The 19574-nt window shown below is 61.7% G+C and carries 8 protein-coding genes; all 8 read right to left on the bottom strand.

What is annotated here, in order from left to right:
- Positions 1-3: 3 nt before the first annotated feature.
- Positions 4-8475 (bottom strand): hemagglutinin repeat-containing protein, encoded by an 8472-nt coding sequence (locus PspS35_RS00765; protein WP_238785962.1) that lies wholly within the window; start codon positions 8473-8475, stop codon positions 4-6.
- A 31-nt stretch (positions 8476-8506) separates the two neighbouring features.
- The gene (locus PspS35_RS00760; protein WP_159932356.1) at positions 8507-10228 is read right to left on the bottom strand and encodes a ShlB/FhaC/HecB family hemolysin secretion/activation protein; all 1722 of its coding nucleotides are present in this window, start codon (positions 10226-10228) and stop codon (positions 8507-8509) included.
- A gap of 408 nt (positions 10229-10636) precedes the next feature.
- Entirely contained in the window at positions 10637-11119 is a 483-nt protein-coding gene (pgaD, locus tag PspS35_RS00755; RefSeq protein ID WP_159932355.1) for a poly-beta-1,6-N-acetyl-D-glucosamine biosynthesis protein PgaD, read from the bottom strand.
- 2 nt (positions 11120-11121) lie between these two features.
- Positions 11122-12462: a poly-beta-1,6-N-acetyl-D-glucosamine synthase gene (gene pgaC, locus PspS35_RS00750; protein WP_159932354.1), complete on the bottom strand. Its 1341-nt coding sequence runs from the start codon at positions 12460-12462 to the stop codon at positions 11122-11124.
- 2 nt (positions 12463-12464) lie between these two features.
- Positions 12465-14462 carry a poly-beta-1,6-N-acetyl-D-glucosamine N-deacetylase PgaB gene (gene pgaB, locus PspS35_RS00745; protein WP_159932353.1) on the bottom strand — a complete coding sequence of 666 codons (1998 nt, stop codon included), beginning with the start codon at positions 14460-14462 and terminating at the stop codon, positions 12465-12467.
- 12 nt (positions 14463-14474) lie between these two features.
- Positions 14475-16955: a poly-beta-1,6 N-acetyl-D-glucosamine export porin PgaA gene (gene pgaA / locus PspS35_RS00740; RefSeq protein WP_159932352.1), complete on the bottom strand. Its 2481-nt coding sequence runs from the start codon at positions 16953-16955 to the stop codon at positions 14475-14477.
- 299 nt (positions 16956-17254) lie between these two features.
- Positions 17255-18751: a YdgA family protein gene (locus PspS35_RS00735; RefSeq protein ID WP_159932351.1), complete on the bottom strand. Its 1497-nt coding sequence runs from the start codon at positions 18749-18751 to the stop codon at positions 17255-17257.
- Positions 18752-18897: 146 nt separating this feature from the next.
- The gene (locus PspS35_RS00730; protein ID WP_159932350.1) at positions 18898-19530 is read right to left on the bottom strand and encodes an NADH:ubiquinone oxidoreductase subunit N; all 633 of its coding nucleotides are present in this window, start codon (positions 19528-19530) and stop codon (positions 18898-18900) included.
- Between the last annotated feature and the right edge of the window lie 44 nt (positions 19531-19574).

Here is a 19574-nt window from a genome sequence, read left to right as displayed (position 1 = left end):
CCTTTATGGCACATAGACTGTTGTAGCGCTTTCGATGACTTGTCCATTTAGCCGTCCTTTCCCTTGCGCCCCAAACTCATTAACAAAGTAATCGGTAAATTCTTGATAGCTGGTCTTACTAGCCGACCCGCTTTTTACCTCAAGACCGTGCAATTTACCGTTTGCGTCACGTACTACAATGTCATACCTACGATCACCGAGAGGACCTTTAACAACCATCTCAGTCCCCACAACTTCCATTCCATTTGATTCCAAATGTTTAGCAAACTCATCTGCCTTGACTGTTCCCGGAGGAGATACACCAGTCGGACTTGCAAATTTTCCATCAGGGGTTCGATAGCTTCCATCTGAATGCTGTTTTATTTCGGGAGTTAGATTAGCCTCTAAGCCAACTTTCGTCCCCTCAGTTGTAGCTGTATCTGCTACCTCGTTTGGACCATCAGTCGCTTTTGGCCCAGCCTCCTTTACCGGGTGGGCATACGGCATGCCGGCCTCAGCATCCGGCGAGACAGTCGAGGTATATGGCGCCTTTCCTGTGCCCGTCCCTTTTGCACCACCTACCGCTTTGCCCAAAGCAATGGCTGCGGCGAATTTTAGAACATCCTCCCTGCTGGCGCCATTATCGACAAGGTTGATCACCCCCGGTACATCTACGGGAGCCAAGTTTGAACCGATTAATCCATCCTGCTGAGCAAGCGTGACAATCTTCTCGTTGCTTAGCCCTTGACGCTTCCACTCGGCGATCTTCTCACTAGTCCTAATCGCATCGACGTAAGGATTGCCGATCACTCCCGCCGGCGCCCAATCCACGCCTGAAAGCGAATATATATCAAGAAAGCCTGCGCCCTCTCCATTACGCTGCCCTTCTTTCACTCCGTCCAGCATGGCGATGGCATAGTCGACCACAAGAACGTTGTACTCATCCCGTGTCAGTCTCCCACTCTGGTAAAGGCCCAGGAGTTTTTTCCCTGCTTCATTTTCTTGATTGCGGTATTCATTACGAATGTCGCGCTCGCACGCACCATCACCAGCGCAACCCTTGTAGCGCTTTTGCAGATCATCAATGCTGCCTATGTCCGCTTCCTTGAGTTTCTCATAGAGTTCAAGGCCGGCTTTATCCAGCTTTTTTAGACCGTACTTGTTCGCCAACAGGTTATTTTCAACCGCATTCTTCCCAACCTGCGCGGCTGCCACCGCATTCAGCGCGTCCTTGCCAACCAACGATCCGGAGAGCCCAGCCGCCAAAGTCGAGAGACTGGAAATCGTCTGCTTTTGCGCTTCGGACAGGTTTTCGTTACTGACATCGCCATACAAATTCTCTTTGATCAGCTGTGCGGTTTTCTCCGCCACCACGGCCCCGGCTGCTCCTGCCAACGCCGAGTTACCACCTGCCCGCGCCAACACCGCCCCCAGCACCGCATGAGCCATCAGGTTGGCGTAAGGGTCGCCTTCAGTCTTTTTCTTGATCTCCTGTGCCAGGTACGGCGCTGCGGCACCTGCCAACGCGCCACCTACACTGCCGCCCATGGCCGCTTGCACCACGGCAGTCACTGCCTGGCTGGCCTTCTGGAAGCTACTGCCAACGCCGTAATCCTGTTGGGCACGCTGGCTGACTTGTTCCGGTGTCGGGTTGGCGATACCGTCATCAATCAGCTTCTGCCGCGTGGCTTTACTGACGTCGCTGTTTGGGTCGTTGGCGGCCCTGATCCTGGCCGCAGCAATCGCATCGCCAATGCCCTTGGTCAGCTCCATCGAGCTTTTGATCAGGTCCATGCGTTCCTGCATGGCCTTTTCGTCAGGCTTGTCGAGACGTTGGTTGGCGTTGGCCGTGTCGCGGTTCAGGCCGACCAGGTCACCCGCGCCCTCGGGGTTACGCACCACGATCGTCCCTTCGCTGACGGCACTGCGCGTGTAACTGTGGTCCGAATCGTTCAGCGACATGCCATACAAGGCGCCCGGCGTGAGGGTACTCGCGCCGCTACTGTAGGAACCGGAGACGCTGACGCCGGCCGATTGGCTCTTGATCTCGCTCTTATTCTTGATGTCGCTGACCAGCAGTCGGTCGGTGAGCAGCAGGTTCTTGTCGGCCGTGGCTTCACTGGCAATCACCGCACCTTGCAGGGTGGTGTTTTTGGCCACGTCGATGGTGTAGCCACCCTTACCAGCAAAGAACCCGCTCTGGTCGGTGACGGCCTGGTAGTCGCTGTTCATCTTCGACGCCGCCAGGTTCGCGGACGCGGTTACCGGGGAGCCATAACAGATCGGCGGAATGCAGATGCTCGCACCGAAGCCCGCGCTGTTCTGCTTGCTCTTGGACGTTTCGGTGTCTTGGCGCGACAGGATGTTGAGGTTGCCGCCGATGTTGGCATCGATGCGGTCAGCGCGTACCTGCGCGCCGATCAGGCTGGTGTCCTGGCCGCTGCGCAGTACCAGCGAGCCGGTGTCCAACGTGGTATTGACCTGGGTAACCGAGCCACCCGAACCGAGGTTCTTGGCGGTTTGGGCACCGAGGTCGATGGTGAAACCGTTTTGCTCACCGATGTTGAAGCTGGCACCGATAGCGGTCCTGTTGCGTGAGCCGTCGTTTTTGCGGTCAGTGGTGTTCTGTGCGCTCTGCATCAGGATGTTGTTTTTCGCGGACAGCAACGTGCTGTCGGCTTTCAACGTACTGCCGGTGATCGTCAAGTCACCCACAGTGCCCGGCGCGTCGCCCGCAGCGATGATCGACAGTTTGCCCCCGGCGTTGAGGTTGCTCTGGTGAGCGGTCTGCGCCGTGTATTCGCTGCTGTTTTTGGTGCGGGTATTGGCCAGTTCGGTGCCGATCTTGATGAACGAACCGTTGCCGACGGAGCCACCGGTTTTGTCCTTGAAGCCGGTGCTTTGCTTAGCGAGTTCGCCCGCCTGGTTATTGAGGTTGTACATCGACAGCGCCGCCTGGGCGATCTTCACTGCCTTGAGACGCGGGTCGTCGGAGCTGCGCGCCGCCTCGGCTGCGTCGCGGATGCTGTTGGCGGTGTCGACCACGGTGCCCGCGATCACTCGCCCAACCGCCAAGCTCTTGGAACTGTCCTTACTGGTCTGACTGGCCGTCTCCATCCCTGAAGTAACGGTGACATTCGCCCCGCTCAACTCCATGTTTTTGGTGCTCACCAGATCACTGGCCACCACCTTCAACTCACGCCCCGCCGTCAACGACACATTGCCCGCACTCGAGCCAATGGTGCTGCCGGTCAAGGTCATTTCATTGGCGGTGCCGTTGTGCTTCGAGCTGTTGATGTACAGCTTCTGGTTGCCGGTCATGTCATCCAGACCGAGCTTGTTGCCGGTCAGCACGCCGGTGAGGTCGCGATTTTTTTCCTTGTGCATGTCGGTGCGGGCGAAGGTGTTTTGCGCCGCGTCGATGGTCAGGTCGCGGCCAGCCTGGACGGCGAGGTCGCCGGTGCTGACCAGGTTGGAACCGGTGACCGTGGCATCGCGTTTGGCCGCGACGGTGACGGTTTCGCCGGAGACCATGCTGCCCATCGCGGTGGTGCGTTTTTCGTCGACTTTGTCCTCAACCTTGCTCGACTTCAGGCCGCCCCAGCTGCTTTTACTTTCCTTGCGTTCGTGACGGGCGCTGTCGGCGTTGCTGACGGCGAGGATGTTCACGTCTTGGCCGGCCACCAGTTGCGTGGCGCCTTTTTCAGCGGTGACGGCACTGCCGGCCAGCAGCAGGTCGGCACCGGCGACGACGGTGCTGTTCGTCCCCGCGCTGACCAGGCTGCCAACGTTGTTCACCACATCGGTTTCATCCAGGCGGAATTTTTTGCCCTGGGAGGTTTTCTTGGTCTTGCTGTAGAAGCTGTAGTCCTGGTTTTCGGCGGCTTTGAGCTCGAGGTTTTTGCCGGAGACCAGGTACGCCTCGTTGTCGGCATTCACCTGGCTGGCCACCAGTTGCAGGTTCTGCCCGGCGCTCAGGGTGGCGTCGCCGCCGGCCTTGATCACGCTGGACACTTGCTGCACGTGGTCTTCGATGCTTTTGATTTTTTTCGAGCTGTACGTCGAATGCTGCTCGTTGGCTGCCGCGATGGCGTTGAGGTCGCGGGTGGCAATCAGGTTGACGTCGCGCTTGGCTTCGAGCTGGCTGGCCACGGCGCTGATGTCGCGCCCGGCGATCACATGCAGGTCGCGGCCAGCGTCGACCACGGAGCCTTGCTGGGCGATGGTGGTGAAGCTGGAACGGTTGCCGATGGCGCCGCTGTCGAGGCTTTTGGAGGCGGTGATGTTGACGTCGCCCACGGCCTTGACCGTGGTGTCGGCGCCGCTCTTGAGCACGCCGCCGATGTTGTTGACGTTGCCACCGGCTTGCATGGCCAAGTCGTTGGCCGACTCGATGCGCGCGGCGCTGTCGACGAAGTCGCTGCGTTCGGTGCGGTAGCTGCTGGCGCTTTCGTGGGTGGTGACACTGCGCTCGTTGAGCAGCTCGGCGCCAGCAGCGAGGTTGACGTTACCCGCGCTGATCACACCGCCTGCGCGGTTGGTCAGGTTGTTGCCGGCCAGCACATCGAGGCGGCCACCGGCTTCCATCAGGCCGCTGTTGGTGAAGCTGCCGCCGACGTTCGCCAGCAGGCTGCCGGAGGCGCGCAAGGTGCCGGCGTTGTTGAGGTTGCTGCCGGTGATCAGGTTGACGTCGGTGCCGGAAATCAACGCGCCGTTGGGTGCCAGGCGGTTGCTGGCCTGGGCCAGGTAGAGCACTGGCACCAGCACTTCTTGCCCGGCAACGGTGGTGCTTTCCAGCCACACGATGTCGTGGGTCAGTGCCGCGACTTGTTCGGCGGTGAGGCTCACACCCACCGACAGGTTAAGCGCGGTTTTGCTGCCGATGGCGTTGTCCATCAGGTGCTTGAACAGGTCGGCGTCGCTGGTCTGGCCGTCGATAAAACGCTGGCCGGTGCGGGCGAGTACGGCTTGCTGGATCAGGCGCTGTTCGTAGAAGCCATCGCCCAGGCGCTTTTGCGCGGTATCGGGGTCGTAGCCGAGCTTGGTCAGCATGTAGTCCGAGCCCAGGAACTGACGCATATCCGTGAACAGCGGGTTGGTTTCGATCAGGTACTTATGCGGGTTGGCCGCGAACTGGCTGGTGGGCAGGCCTTTGGCGCCATCGCTGTCGTTGAGGTGAAACAGGCCGTTCTCGCCGGTGGGCAGCGCGAAGCCAGGCAGGCCCAGCGGGTTGACCTGTTGCTGGGCGACGTCCGGTGGCAGTTGCGGGTTGAGGCGGACCAGGGTCGAGTAGCCCGGCGCGTGGGTGTTGGCGCCGCTGCCGACGTAGGTGTAGCCACCGCGCACGACGCTGTTGTCGATGCCGGCCTGGGCCCTCACGTCCACGCTGCCGCCGGCTTGGATCACGGCGGCGTAACTTTGGTCTGGCGCGCTTAACTGGGTGGTCTTGCGCAGGCCGATCTGCTCGCGCTCCATCTTGCCGATGAACGACGCCAGGCCCGCTTCGACGCCGCCCATGTCCTGGCCTGCGGTATAGCGCTGGGTGAACGCGGCGGCTTCGCGGTACCAGCCGCCCGGCTTGCGCTCGCGGGCGGAGGTAAAGATGCGGTCGTACTGAGTGTCGTGGGTGACCACGCCAACGTTGGTCAGCTGGTTGACGATGGCCGTGAGGTTGCCACCGGCGGCGATGCTACTGCTGCTGTTGAGCAGGTCGCCGCCGGTGAGCAGCATGTCGCCGCCCGCAGTGATGCTGGACGCTGCCGTGGCATCGCTGACGATGAAGTGATCACGCTGGGTGATCTGGAACGGTCGGTTTTGCTTGCCGCCTTCGCAGTCGCCACCGGTCACGCCAAAGATGCACGCCGTGGGGGTGATCGATGCGCTGTAGATGCCGGACTCGGTGGTCAGCACGGTACGAATGTTGTCGAGGGTGCTGGCAGCGAGGACCAGGTTGCGCTCGCTTTCGAGGGTTCCTGAGCTGTTGATGATGCTGGTGGCCAAGCCGCCCTGGCCGTCGCGGTCGACCCGCAGGTTGCCCATGGCGTAGATCGTGGCGCCGAGGTTTTTCAGGCGCTCGACCCGCAGGTTCAAGTCGCCGCCGCTGAAGATCAGGCCGTGGTCGTTGAGCAGGTTATCGACGTGCAGATCAAGGCTGCCTTGGCTGGCAACGGTGCCACCGACGGCCCAGTCCTGGCCTTTGCCGAGCAGCGCACGGGTGCCGAGCAACTTGCCGGTGGCGGTCTGTTGCAGGTTATCCACATTGACGGTCAGGCGCCCGGCCTGGATCGCGGTGCTGTTGGTCCAGCGGGTTTTGTCGAGGGTCAGGTCGCCGTTGGTGACCAGGCTGCCACCCACGTCATCGAGGCTGATGTCACTGAGGTCGAGTACGCCGGTGCCCACGTGCAACACCTTGCCGCCGGTGTTCTGGAAGCTGGAGGCGGCAAGGCTCAATTGATCGTTGGCGGTCTCCAGGCTGCCGCTGTTGTTGAGCAGGCCGCCGATGGCGTAGCGGGTCTTGCCGAGGGTGCCCAGGGCGCGCAGTTGCCCGCTGTTGTTCAGGCTGGCGGTTTCGACATCGAGGGTCGTGGCGCTTTCGATCAGGCCACGGTTGTTCAGTGCGCCCTCCAGGCTCACATCCACCTGGTTGCCGGCGATCTCGCCGGCGTTATCCACATTCATGCCGGTCAGGCGCACGCGATCGCGCGCAAACAACGCGCCGCTGCCGTTGTTGAAGTCAGTGGCGTCGATCAGTGCGTCGCCGGCTTTGGCGGCGATGCGCCCACCGTTATTGTCGAGGGTGCCGGCGGTGATGGTCACGCCTGCGTTTTCACTGTGGATCAGGCCGTTGCTGGCGTTCTGGAGCAGGCCGTTGGTGGTCAGGGCTAGGCCATCGTTGGCGGCCAGGGTACCGGTGTTACGGTTGTCGATGCTGTTGGCGAATACCGTCAGCAAGCCCTGGCTGGCGAGCTTGCCGCCCTGGTTGTCGATGTGTGCCGCGCGCTGGATCAGCAACGGCCCGGCGCTGGCCAGCTTGCCGTTGCGGTTGATCAGGTCGCCGATCAAATCCAGGGTGATCGCACCGCCACTGGTCAGGCTACCGGCGCTGTTGTCCAGGGTGTTGCCATGCAGGGTGAAGGCACCGCTGCTGTCGATAAGACCGCCCTGGGTGTTGTCCAGCAAGCCGCTGACGGTGAGGGTTTGTGCGCCGTCGCTGAGCAGCCGGCCTTTGTTGCGGTTGTCGACACGGTCGGCGGTGACGTTCAGCGCCTGCTTGGCGCTCAAGGTGCCGCCCTGGTTGTCCAGGGTACTGGCGGTGGCGGTGAGTTCACGATTGGCGATCACTGTGCCGGTGTTGGTGATCTGCTGGCTGTCGAGGGTGACGTCGCCACCGGTGTTGCGGGTGTTGTCGGCGTTGACCCCGGCTTCGATGATGCCGCTGTTGGTCAATTGGCCGTTGCTGGCCAGGGTGATGCTGTCGCGTGCGGCGAGGGTCTTGCTGTTTTTCAGCGTGCCTTTGGTCTGTGCCTTGAGGGTGGTGCCGGCGTAGACCGCGCCCTTGGTCTCCAGGCTCGCAGCCTTGATGTCCACCGCGCCGCTGGCAGCTGCCTGGGCCATGCTCAAGTGGCCGTTGGCATCGAGTTGAATGTCGCCGCCACTGGCGGCCAGTGTGCCGTCGAGCTTCACGCCCACACCGGCTTCGGTGCCCACCAACTTGATGGCGCCGGCGTACATGCCGCCTAGGGCCGATGAGTCGATGGCCAGTTCCGGCTTGGCGCTGCCGTCGTCGGCACGTACGGTGGTTTTCAGGCTTTGCGCGTCGACGTCGTTGCGCCCGGCAATCACGGTAAGCTGGCGCGCGTTGATCTGGGCGTTGATCTTGGCCGAGCGGGTGATGATCTCGAAGCGATCGACGTTGCTCGCGTTCAAGCCTTTGCCGTCGATGGTCACTGCACCGCCGTCGACCTGGTAGCTTTTCAGCTGCCCGGCCTGATCGATCACCGGTTTACCGGTGGTCAGGGTGACGTTGGGGGTGTTGATGAACCCGCAACCGTTGCAACTGATGCCGTAAGGGTTGGCCACAATGACCTTGGCCGACTGGCCCGCCACTTCGGTGTAGCCACGCAATTGGCTGGGGCTGCCGCCTTTGACTTCGTTGAGGATGACATTCGCCGCGCCGCCCTTGAGGTTCGGGTTGCCGACAATGATCCCGCCCAGTTGCGTGCTTTGCACAATGCTGTTGGCGTTGTTGAGGATCACGCCGCCCGGGCCGACGTTGTAGTCCTTGAACTGGTTGTGGGACAGGCCGCTGCCATTAGGGGTGGCGATGTTCACCACCGGCACGCCGTTGCCCGCCTGGCCAAGCGTGGTGCCCGGGCCGCTGACCACGATCCCGTCGGCCTGGGCCAGCAGTGGCTGCCAGAACAGCGCGTTGGCCAGGATCAAGGCCAGGCCGCGTTGGCTCAGGGTTTTCAGGGCAGTAACAGGGCGAACGTCCATATTCAAAATCTCAAAGGCTGCGGGCGTTGAATTACAGGTAGAAATCCAGGCGGAAATAGATCGGCGCTTCGCGCTCGGTCATCACGCCAGGTCGCTCCAGGGAGTGGGCAAAGGTCACGCTGGTGCTGACGTTTTTGCCGCGAGCGAACAGCTCCAGGGAGTTACTCGACACCCTGCCGTGCTGGTCATCGTTGTAGCGATCGTTGCGAATCACGCCCTGGTCATAGCCGACGCTGGCGCCGTATTCGGCAAAGGCGGGGCGCATCCAGTCGAGGGTCACCGGGCGTGCCCAGCGCACTTCGTTGCGCCAGTAGCCGCCGCTGTCGCCGGTCAGTTGCTGGTCCTTGAACCCGCGCACCGAGTACGAACCGCCGAGGCTCATGCGTTGCGCCGGGTACAGCACGTCTTCACTGCGCTGTCCGGTGGCCAGGCTGGAAAAACTCAACGATTCGCCCCACAGCGTGAAGGGTTGCAGGTAGCTCACTGTGGCGGTGTATTTGCGGTAGCGCGGGGTTGGGGTGAGGTTGCCGCGGATGCGTTCCTGGTCATCCTTTTGGGCGTCAAAGGCGCCGGTGCCGTTCTGCATGCCGACATCCAGGTTGACGAAGGCATTGCCGATGCGGCGCCCGTGGTTGATGCCCACCTGGAACTCGCTGAGGCGGTTGCTGCTGACGTCCAGGCGCTCGTCGTTGAAGTAGTTGTTGGTGCGCAGATGCGTCAGGCCGACGTTGACCGAGGTCTTGCTCACGTCATCGCGATGCACCACGCGCTCGGCACGCACCTGGTGGTTCTGGCTGTCGCCCGTTTGCTTGTACTTGTAGCCGTCAAGGTCGCCCGGCGCGCGGTACTCGCTCTCGCTGTAGGTGTAACTGAAGTTCCACCAGCCCCACGGCACGTTGTAGTAGAGCATGCTGTTTTTCGAGGTTTTCTGGTGGTCGCTGATGGCGTCATGGCCACCGCGCAGGATCAGTTGATCGGCCAGGCCCAGCGGGCTGTCCCACTCAAGGCCCGCGCCCCACTGCTGTTCGCCGGTGCTTTTCTGGCCGTCGTTATTGCGCGACAGGCTGGCACGCCAAGGCTTTTGCGGCTGGTTCTTGACCAATACTTCGCTGCCGCCGATCTGGCTGCCGGGGGTCAATTCCATCTGCGCCTGCTTGGACGGCAGGCGGCTGAGTTGATCCACCAGTTGCTCGACTTCGCGCAGGTTGAGCGCCGCGCCGACTTTGCCCGGAAACGCCATAGCCAGCTCGCGGTCGGTGACCGTGCTGCCCTGGGCCCCCTTCAAGCCTTCGAGTTTGCCTTCGACCACCAGCACCTGTAGATGGCCGCTGGAAAGGTCCTGCTGCGGCAGGTAGGCGCGGCTGGTGACGCGGCCTTTGGTGATGTAATGGTCGGTGATGACCTTGAGCAGTTGATTGAGCTGGGCAACGCCCAGGCACTGGCCGACATAGGGCTTGAGCAAGCGTGTGCGGTCGGCGGCGGAGAGGCTGTCGGCGCCCTTGAGTTCGATGTCCTGGATGGGGAAGCAACGGGTGTCGGCAGGCAGTGCCGGCGCCTGTGGCTTGCTGGCTTTGCCGGGCAGGTCCTGGAGCTCGTCCAGGCGGCGGCGCTGCTCTTCGAGGAGGCGGTTCTGGCGATCGCGGATCAGGTCCTGATCCCCTGGCGTAGGGGCGGCCACAGCACTGTTAATACTCAAATAAGCGAGCAGTAAAGTGCATAGAAAATACCGAGTCCGTGGTAATAGAAAAGACATATTCGGTCCGTCGAAAATCAAGGGCCGCGAAACTAACATCGAAATCGCACCAACCCAAGAAGTTGAGTTAGTTGCACAATCGTACTAGCTATCCACGCAACACATTGATTGATAACAACAAAAAATTATCAAACAAGTAGGCAGCCTGAAACTTGAAATAGTATTCCGACAGGCGGCAGCTGTTTTGATAGCGATTCGTCGGATAACTTGAAAGTTGCCACTAATTGGCCATCAAGTTATTGCCGAGATAAGTTAGTACCGGAAAACGCCGAAAAGTTCGCGGCGTTTTTGTGAATTGGGTCGCAATAAATACAATGCGCGAGAAGTTACCCGTGGCGAGCGAGCTTGCTCCCTCGCCACGGGTACTGGGGTTGCCCTTAACTGATCAGGGCTTTTGGGTTTACAACACTAGCTGGCGTCTTTGTTCTGGTCCTTGCCCGGCACCAGGGTCAAGCCTGGCTTTTCCACGTCACGGGAAACATGGGCTTTGACTTCCGACACGCCGCCCTCTTCGTCGTTGTGGATCACCAGTACGCCCGGCCGGCGCAGTTGCTCCAGGTCCCCTTCCGCCAGGCTGAAGCTCTCGCTCAGGCTCTTGTCGGAGAGGGCCTTGGCCTCGGCGCGGCGCTGGGCGAACTTGCGTCCCTTGCGTTGCTGGTAACGCGCCCAGGTGACCAGGATCACCGCGTTGAACAATGCAATCCACAGGTAGATCTGCAACGTGTTGAGCGCGGCGAAAATCGGCGCCTCGATGCGTGGGCCACCGTGGGTTTCCAGCATCGAGTTGATCCCGCGCACCAACAGCCAGACCAGCCCGGCCCAGGCCATCAGGGTCAAGATCACGTCGATGATCCACATCACGGTACTTTGGCGAGTTCTGACCAGTTTCATGATCACGCCTCCTCTTCAGCAGGTTTGATACCGCGGTCCGGGCTGACCCAGCGCGCGCGCTTCTGGTGCTGGTTGAACAGCACCTTGGGAAAACTGACCAGGGTGGTGAACAGGCTGACCAGCCAGAACACCATCGGGTACCACACGGTCCAGAACAGGGTTTTCCACAGGTCTTTCTCGTAGCGCCGGTCGATCAGGATGCTCACCGCAAACTGCACCAGGCACACCATCGCCAACACCAGCCCGGTAAACGCCGGCGGCACCAGGGAGTCCACGGTAATCGCCTGCGGCAACACCATGAACTTGCCCAGCCCCCAGAAGATCACCGACAGCAGGAAGGTGAAGGCCCAACCGGTGGACAGGCAGTATTCGAACAGCAGCGGCCACAGGTAGCGGTGGCGCCATTGCCAAATGCCACGGATATTCTTGAACAGCACTTCAGCGCCGCCCTGGGCCCAGCGCAGGCGTTGTTTCCACAGGCCGCCGACGGTTTCGGGCATCAGGATCCAGCACAGTGCGCGGGGTTCGTAGAAGATGCTCCAGTGGTCCAGTTGCAGCTTCCAGCTGACGTCGATGTCTTCGGTGATCATGTCGGTGGACCAGTAGTCGATACGGTCCAGTGCCTTCTTACGGAACGCCACCACCACACCCGACACCGTGAAGATCCGCCCGAACACGCGCTGGGTACGTTTGATCAAACCGATGATCGAGGAGAACTCGCCCACCTGCACGCGGCCGATCAAGGTCGAGCGTGTGCGGATGCGTGGGTTGCCGGTCACGGCGCCCAGGCGCGGGTTATCGAGCATCGGCGCGACCATGTAGGCCGCCGCATTTTTATCGAGCAGCGCATCGCCGTCGATGCACACCAGGTACTCACTGCGCGCCGCCACAGCGCCCATGCGCAAGGCCACGGCCTTGCCTTGGTTCTGCGCCAGGTGCAGCACCCGCAGGCGCGGATGCTCCAACGCCAGGGCGTCGAGCACCGCAGCGGTGTTGTCTTTGGAGCCGTCGTTGACCGCGATCACTTCGATGTTCGGGTACAGCTGGCCCAGCGCCGCATGGATAGTGTCGGCAGCGTTATCACCCTCGTTGTAGCAAGGGATGATGATCGAGATCAGCGGGTTGCCGGCCAGGGTCGGCGCCGGGGTGTCTTCTTCCCAGGGCCAGTGGCGCTCCCAGTGCAGCCAGAAGTACAAGCCGCCGGCGATCCACAACGCCGACATGAACAGCGGGTAGAAAAACACGAAGTCCATCAGGAACTGCCCGGTGACCAGGAAGATCAAGCCCAGGGGCACACCCAATACCAGTGCCAGCACGAATAAAGCCAGGATTCTGTCGAACATGGTCAAGGGTTCCATTGGTTGGAAAGGGCCGGACGCACAGTCTTCAGGTCCGGGGAGTTTTCCAGGAAGTTGTCCGGGTAGTAGCCAAAACTCGTGACACCCTGGCGCTTGAGTACACCCATCCATTCAGCCATTTGTTCGGCGGACAGGTCGGGGGCTGCCGGGGTGCGCCAGTCTTTGGCTTGCAGTTCGAATACGGTTCGCTGCAAGGCTCCGGGGCGGGCCTTGACCGTGGCCACCAGTTTTTCCAGCCAGGCGTTGGAGTTCTTCAGCGTTTCGCCTTCCATCAGCGGCATCGCCATGGGGGCCGTCCAGTCGTAGGTCTGGAGGAAGTCGTCGAGGTTCTGTGCGAACCAGGCTTCGCTCTGCGGGTTGAGCATCGGCTCGGCAAAGATATTGCGCGCGGTCAGCACCTGCGGCCCAGAGATAGCGCGGACCTTGGCGGTCAGCTCATTGGTGAAGTCGATCAGGTAGCGGCTCTTGAAGCGCGTCCAGCGTTGCATCACCGCAGGGTCAGCGCGCAGGGCCTCGATGCTGCCCGGCAGGCCGTTGGCGGCATAGGTCTTGAGCGCGGCGGGGCTGGCGTCTTCGAAGTCCGAGAACACCGCGTCGTCGTGGTACAGCACGCCGTCGATGGCACTGTTGCGCGCGAGGTCTTCATAGATCTCGCCGATGATTTTGCGCACCTGTGGGTCGAACGGCGACAGGCGTTTGTATTGATCCGGGTCGGTGGCCACCTTGCCGGTTTCCGGGTCCCAACGCGTGACACGTGGCAGCTTGGGGTCAAGGGCAAAGCTCAGCACTGGCATCCACGCATACACGCTGGCATGGGCACGGGTATGCAACTGCCAGGCGACGCGGTTGAACAGGTCGGCGCGCACCGGCAGGTGGCGGTTGGGGAAGTACAGCGAGTGCACCAGGCCGTCACCCTTGGGGTCGGCGAACGCTTGCAGGAACACCGTACCGGCGCCCATGTCCACCACGCGTTGCACCAGTTGGTCGAGGTTGCGCGCCTGTTGGGCCGCGTCCGGGTCGTACACGTTGTCCAGGTCCACGTGCAGCACCCGCAGCGGTACCGGGGTTTGCACGGCGACGATGCTGTTGGCGAAGTGCTCGCCATCCGGGTCGGAGGCCACCAGGAAGCGCGGGCTGTTCATCAGGTCGCCAAGGCTGTCGAGGCCGTCTTCCAGGGTCAGGGCCATCTGGTAGCCCTGTTCGCCGACGATGGCCAGCGAGGTGCCTTTGGCGGCGCCGTATGGCCAGACCCAGACCCGTGGTTTCTTGCCGGTCACGGTTTGGATCTTGTTGGAGATCGCCACCACATCCGCACGCAACCGCGCATCGAACTGCGCCTGGCTTTCATAGCGCCCCGTGGCCGGGTCATAACGCAGGGAGGTCGCGGCCGGCTCGAGGTTGCCCTGGGGGTTGGCCAGGATGCCTTTGTGATTGGCATCGGTGTGCGCGGCGATTTCCACCAGGCCAGACTGGGACACTTCACGAATCTGCTGCCAGGTCAGGAACTCACCACGCGGCCGTGGCGAGCCGGCAAAGTCCACCGGCTGGTTGAGCGGCGTATCGATCCAGCTGCCCACCGGCGCCAGCAAGGCCGGCCAGCGGTAGGCGCGCAGAATCGGCAGCACGCGGGTATAGAAGCTCGAATAACCATCGTCGAAGCTGAGCATGATCGCCTTGGGCGGCAATGCCGGGCCGCCACGGCGTGCGGCCAGGATCTGGTCAACGCTGACCGCCTGGTAGCCGTTCTCGCGCAGCCAGGCCAACTGTTCGATCAAACGCTCGGTGCGCACCGCCACCACGGCCTGGTCGGGATCGCGATCCGACACGTCGTGGTAGGCAATGCCCAGGAAGTGGTTTTTCGGCCACGCCTGTTCGTTGAGCGGCGTCGGCCGCTCGGCAGGCGGGGTGAAAGGGGCGGGTTGTTGGGCGCAGGCACTGGCCAGCAATACACCCAGAACCAACAAGCAACGGCTGAGGAAGGTCATGGTCAGGCTCTTTTAGAAACGGTAAGTGAGGTCGACGAGCAGGCGCAGATCGCGTTCGCGATCACCGTCATAAGGTCGGCTGATCAGGCTCAGGTTGGCGCCGGCGTCGAGTACATCGTTCCAGCGAAAGCGTTGGCCGTAGCCAATCAAGGCCATGCCGCCGGTGGAGTAATCGCGCTGGCTATAGGTACCCGCACCGACCTGGAACTGCTGACTCCACTGGGTCTCGTAGCGGTGATAAAGCACATGGTTGATGTTGAGAACGGGCAGCACGGTGAAATCCGACTTCGGATTGAAGTACACCGTGTCTTCCTTGCTGTTGCGGCTGGCGCCGACTTCCAGGCCCAGGTCGACTTGCACCCGTGGCGAGCTGTAGAGGCCTTCGCGGCCGCTGAGCAAAGCTTCGAAGCGGTCATTGCCGTCGCTGAAATGGGACGGGCTGAGGGTTAGTTTCCACTCGCGGCTTTCATTGGCGCGCCAGCGGACAAACCCGCTGCCGCCGTTGGCCGTGATCCCGTCATTCAACGCGCGCAACGGCGTGGTGCTCAGCAGGTAGCCGAGGCTGCCGCCGTATTGCCAGTTGTCGTTGATGTCACGGGCGATCGAGACCGCAGCGCCTTGTTTGGAGCCATCGCCGTAGGAGTGGTTGGACACTTCGGCTTCGATGGTCATGTCGCGGGTGCGCCGCTCTACGCCGACCACCTGCCAACGATGCTGGCCGGTGCCCTCTTCGAAATCCGCACGGGCATAGCCGGCACCGGCGAACAGGCGCCAGTCTTCGTCGATGGGCGGCGTGTAGAGCCGGCTTTCGATGCCCCAGTCGCGGCTCCCCGACACCGCCCCCGCATCGCTGTTGTTGCCGCCGCCGAAGCTTTTACCGGTGTAGGCCTCGACGCGCAGTTCGGCCATGTCATGCACATCGCGCAGGCGGCTGAGGCGCTGCACTTGGCGGTTGTCGGGGTTGCGCGCGACCACGTCGTCGGTGAGCACATCCATTTGTCGCCACTCTTGCAAGTCCATCGCGGTGTAGGCCTGGCTCACTTCCAGGCCGATGTCACGCGGGGCCTGGGCTTCGGTTTCCTTGAGAATGCCTTCGGCGCGGCGTGGCAGATCGCGGGCGCGGTACATGTCAGCCTGGGCCAGGCGCAGGCCAACGTTGCCCGGCGCCTTGGCGACCAGCGCTTCCAAACCGGCTTCGCTGCCCGGCAGGTCACCGCCGTAGACGCCGGCCTGGGCCGACAGTTGCTGGGCGTCCATCCACGCATCGTTGGGGTTGCCGACGGGCAGGCCCTTGAGTTCGACACGAGGCTTCTGGCTGTTGGCGAGGCCCTTGGCGACCTCGTTGGCATCCTCGCCCTTGTCGCTTTCCTGCAAGGCGTAGAACAGCGCGGTGGTGTCTTCGACCCGGTCATCGGGCTCGGCGTCGGTGGCGCTCAGGGCCTGGCGATACAGCGGCTCGGCTTTTTCCGGCTGGCGTTGGTCGAGGTAGGACGCGGCCACCCAGCGCACGGCGTAGGTCGGCAGTTGCACGCCTTCGCCTTTCAGCACTTCGTACTCGCGGATCACCTCGGCGGTGCGCGCCCGGGCCTTGAGTGCGCCCAGGCGGTCGATGCGCCAGCGCACCACGTCGTCATGGGCGGTGGCGTCCGGGGTCCAGCGGGCGAGCAGTTTGTCGTAGTCCGCCAGGGCGCGGTCGGCGATCACGTAGCGGTCTTTTTCGCTGCGTGTGGCGAACTCGGCCATGCGCACACGCTCGGCGGCGAGGTCGCCTTCCAGGCGGCGCTGGGTCACCGGGTCCAGCAGGCCCGGGCGCTGGGCCGACAGGCGCAACGCAGGTTCCGGCAAGCGGGCCTTTTGCAGGGCGACGATGTATTCACGGGCAACGTCAGGTTTGTCGCCGGCCCGGATAAACGCCTGGTCGAATTCAAACAACGCGTCGTAGTTCAGGCCGGCACGGGTCAGCGCATACCCCAGCGCCATGCGTCGGTTGGGGTCATCGGGCTTGGCGGCTACCAGCGCGCGGGTGCGTTGCACGGCTTCGCTGGCCTTGCCGCCGTCGGCCTGGGTCAGGGCCAGGCCCAGTTGCAGGTCGATGTTATTCGGTTCACGCAACAGCGCCTGGCGATAGACCGTCTCAGCCTGGGCCCACTGTTTTTGATTGCGATAGGTGCGCGCCACGGTAGCGAGCGCCTGGGTACTGAGGTTGCGATGTTTACCCTCGGCCTCGTACACCTTCAGCACTTCGGCGTCCTGGCCGGCCCACCCGGCAATCACCAGGTGATCGCTGACCTGGCCCGGCGTCTGGCGCTCGGCGGACAGCTGGCGCAGTTGGGTCAGCGCAGGTGTGAAGTTGCCGTTGCGCGCCTGAATGATCAGGGCGTCATAGGCGGGATCGGCCATGGCGAAGGTGGGCATCAACAGTTGGCTGCATAAGGCTGCGCCGATAAGCAGTCGCAACCGGCCTGATGCACTGAGTGGTAGGTTTCGCAACATATCGTGAGCTTCCTTACACACGGAAAGCTGTAACGATAGGTGGTCCTGCGCGATTTGCTGCAGGGTGCCGACGTCTAATGACCCGGCCTAGCTTTCCTGTGTGAACTATCTCTTAGGAAAGTAGGAAGAAGGCCAATTCAGAACAATTGTTCAGAATTGCGGGGCAAATCTGAAATGTGAATATGGGAGCGCACTTGCCTGCAACAGAGGGGCGCTGGACGGGTAAACGCCAGCCGTTTGACCTCTGTTGCGGGCACGCTCGCTGCCCCATTACTTATTTGCGAGCCAGGGCGAAATATTTACTGCGCGCCGCTGACCGCGCCGACTTTGGCCATCACAAACCCAATGAATTGCTCGACGGTCATCTTCTGGCCGTTGAACGTCACTTCATTGTTGGCGTAGTGCAGCTTGGACACCACGTCGCTGCCCACCAGTGTCGCCAACTGCGTGCCCACCGCCATGCCGCTGACCATCTCGGCGGCCATCTGGGATTGCTGCTCGATGGCTTTCGGGTCGGTCACGCCACCCAGTTGTGCCTGCAGCGCGGAAACGTCAGCGATCATCGGCTTGGACAGGGTCAGGTTGGCGTCCAGCAGCGCAATCATCTGCTTGCCCAGCTCAACCGGCGGCAGTTCCATAGACGCCGGTTTGGCCAGGTCGACCAACAGGCTGAACTTGCTTTCGCCGTGGGTGGTTTTCAGCGACAGGTTTTCCACCGCCACTTGCGGCTTGGCGGCCAGTACCTGATTCACGTTGGCTTCGGCCAGGGCCTGCTCGGCTTCGCTCAGTTGCAGCTCCGGCGCCGGTTGGCCGGCGGCCGCAGCGGCTTGCACCGGCTGCATCTTGTCCTGGTACAGCTTGGTCAACAGCAGCATCGCCGGGATGTCGACATTCTTCATGCTCACCGCCAAGGCGGCCGAACCCACCGGTTTGCCCTGGTAACCGATCTCGTCGATTTTGTAGTCGACGCGACCCGCCAGGTTGTTGTCCTTGGTTTCACTGGAGTCTTTCTGCTCGAAGCCTTTGACGGTCAGCACGGCTTTCTGCGGGCCGAAGGTGAACTTGCTGTCGGTCAGTTCAACGGTGTTTTGCCCAGTGTAGAAACCGAAGGTGGACTTTTCCAGGTTGCTGGCGATAGTCAGGCCAGACAGTTCAGCTTCGAAGGCTTCGCCCTTGGCGTCGAGCCCGGCGATCTTGAAGCTGTTCATGAAGCCGTCAGCCTTGACCTTCTGGCCTTCGGCAGTGCTATCGAAATTCAGGTTGGCGCCGGAGAAGCTCGCCGAAGCTGCGGCGTCCTTGAACTCCAGGGGCAGAAACTCGATGTTGCCGTTGACCGAGCGTGTATAGCCGATATTGGCCACGCCTTTGAGCGGCGACACGTCTTTGGCGGCCGCGAACCACTTCTCGGTGGTGGCGTTTTTTTCCAGCTCGTAGTGACTGGTGGCCATGACCGGCAGCCACTTGAGCGTCACCAGGCGCGAGAACGGCAGCGGGCCGTGTTCGATATGGTCGACGAACAGCAGTTCGGGATTAGGGTTTTCTTCGCCGAAGACCGAACCCTGGCCTTTCAAGCGGTAATGGGCGGTGCTGCTGAACACGCCACGGTCCAGGGAGACCAGCTCCAGGGCCACGGTGCCATCGACGCCGGCCATGGAAGTCTGCAGTTCCTTGTTGGCGTTCTGGATCGCGGTTTGCAGCACCGGCTCCAGTTGTTTACCGGTGTACCAGGCGCCGCCTGCACTGACGACGCCTACGGCGACAACAAAACCCAAAAGAACGACTGCTGGCTTATTCATGAAGTGACCTGATCAAATCCTGTGAGAAGTGGGCTGTCTTCCTTGAACCCTGTAGGGGTTGGCTCAAGCCCGCCGAAAGCGGGGGAAGATTAGCACTGGCGGCCGCAAACGGCCCAGCCTTTCAGAGGGATCAGTTCAGTAGTAGTTCAGGAATACTCCAGCTCGATTTCATCCAACTGGTGATCGAAACTCTTCAACCGCGCCGTCCAGGTGTACACCAGCACCTCAAACTCGCGGTGTATGACCGCATTGCCGGGGGTATCGGACTTGGGGTCGCAGAAGTCCAGTTGGTAGCGCTCACGGGCCATCTGGGTGGCGACATCGGACAGTTCCCGTGCATTACTGAGCCAGTGCCGCCCATCGGCTACCTGTTTATCGAGCGCGACGCATTGTTTTTTCAGGACTTCGAGGCTTTTTTCCAACGGCGTGCCGGTCAGGTCGCCCATGACTTCCTGGAAGGTGCGGCCGGGCTGCCAATAACTGCCCCAGAAATAGCGGTCGAACACGGTTTCGACCCGGCGCAGCGCGACCTTGGTGTCCCAGATCGCCACACGGGTCTTGCCTTGTTCGAGGAGTTTTTTCTTGACCCGTTGGTTTTGGTACGAGGCCCAGGCCACGACGCCGATGGACAAGGTGCCGATCACCAGGCAGGCGCTGTCGAGAAACACCATCGCCTTGTCGAGTTGGTGAGCGAGCATGACGCCGTAGAAATACGCGGCCGATAACAGCACCAGTGCGAAGAGCACGCACCAGAAAGCGGGAGCATAAGGGTTTTTCATTATTGGAATCCCCATGAGCAAACGCGAGCAGTGTCAGGCGAGTC

Origin of the sequence: Pseudomonas sp. S35 (genome assembly GCF_009866765.1) — a bacterium.
Taxonomy (GTDB): Bacteria; Pseudomonadota; Gammaproteobacteria; order Pseudomonadales; family Pseudomonadaceae; genus Aquipseudomonas.
Note: the sequence above shows the minus strand (reverse complement) of the source record. Positions and strands in the feature narration are given on the sequence as shown.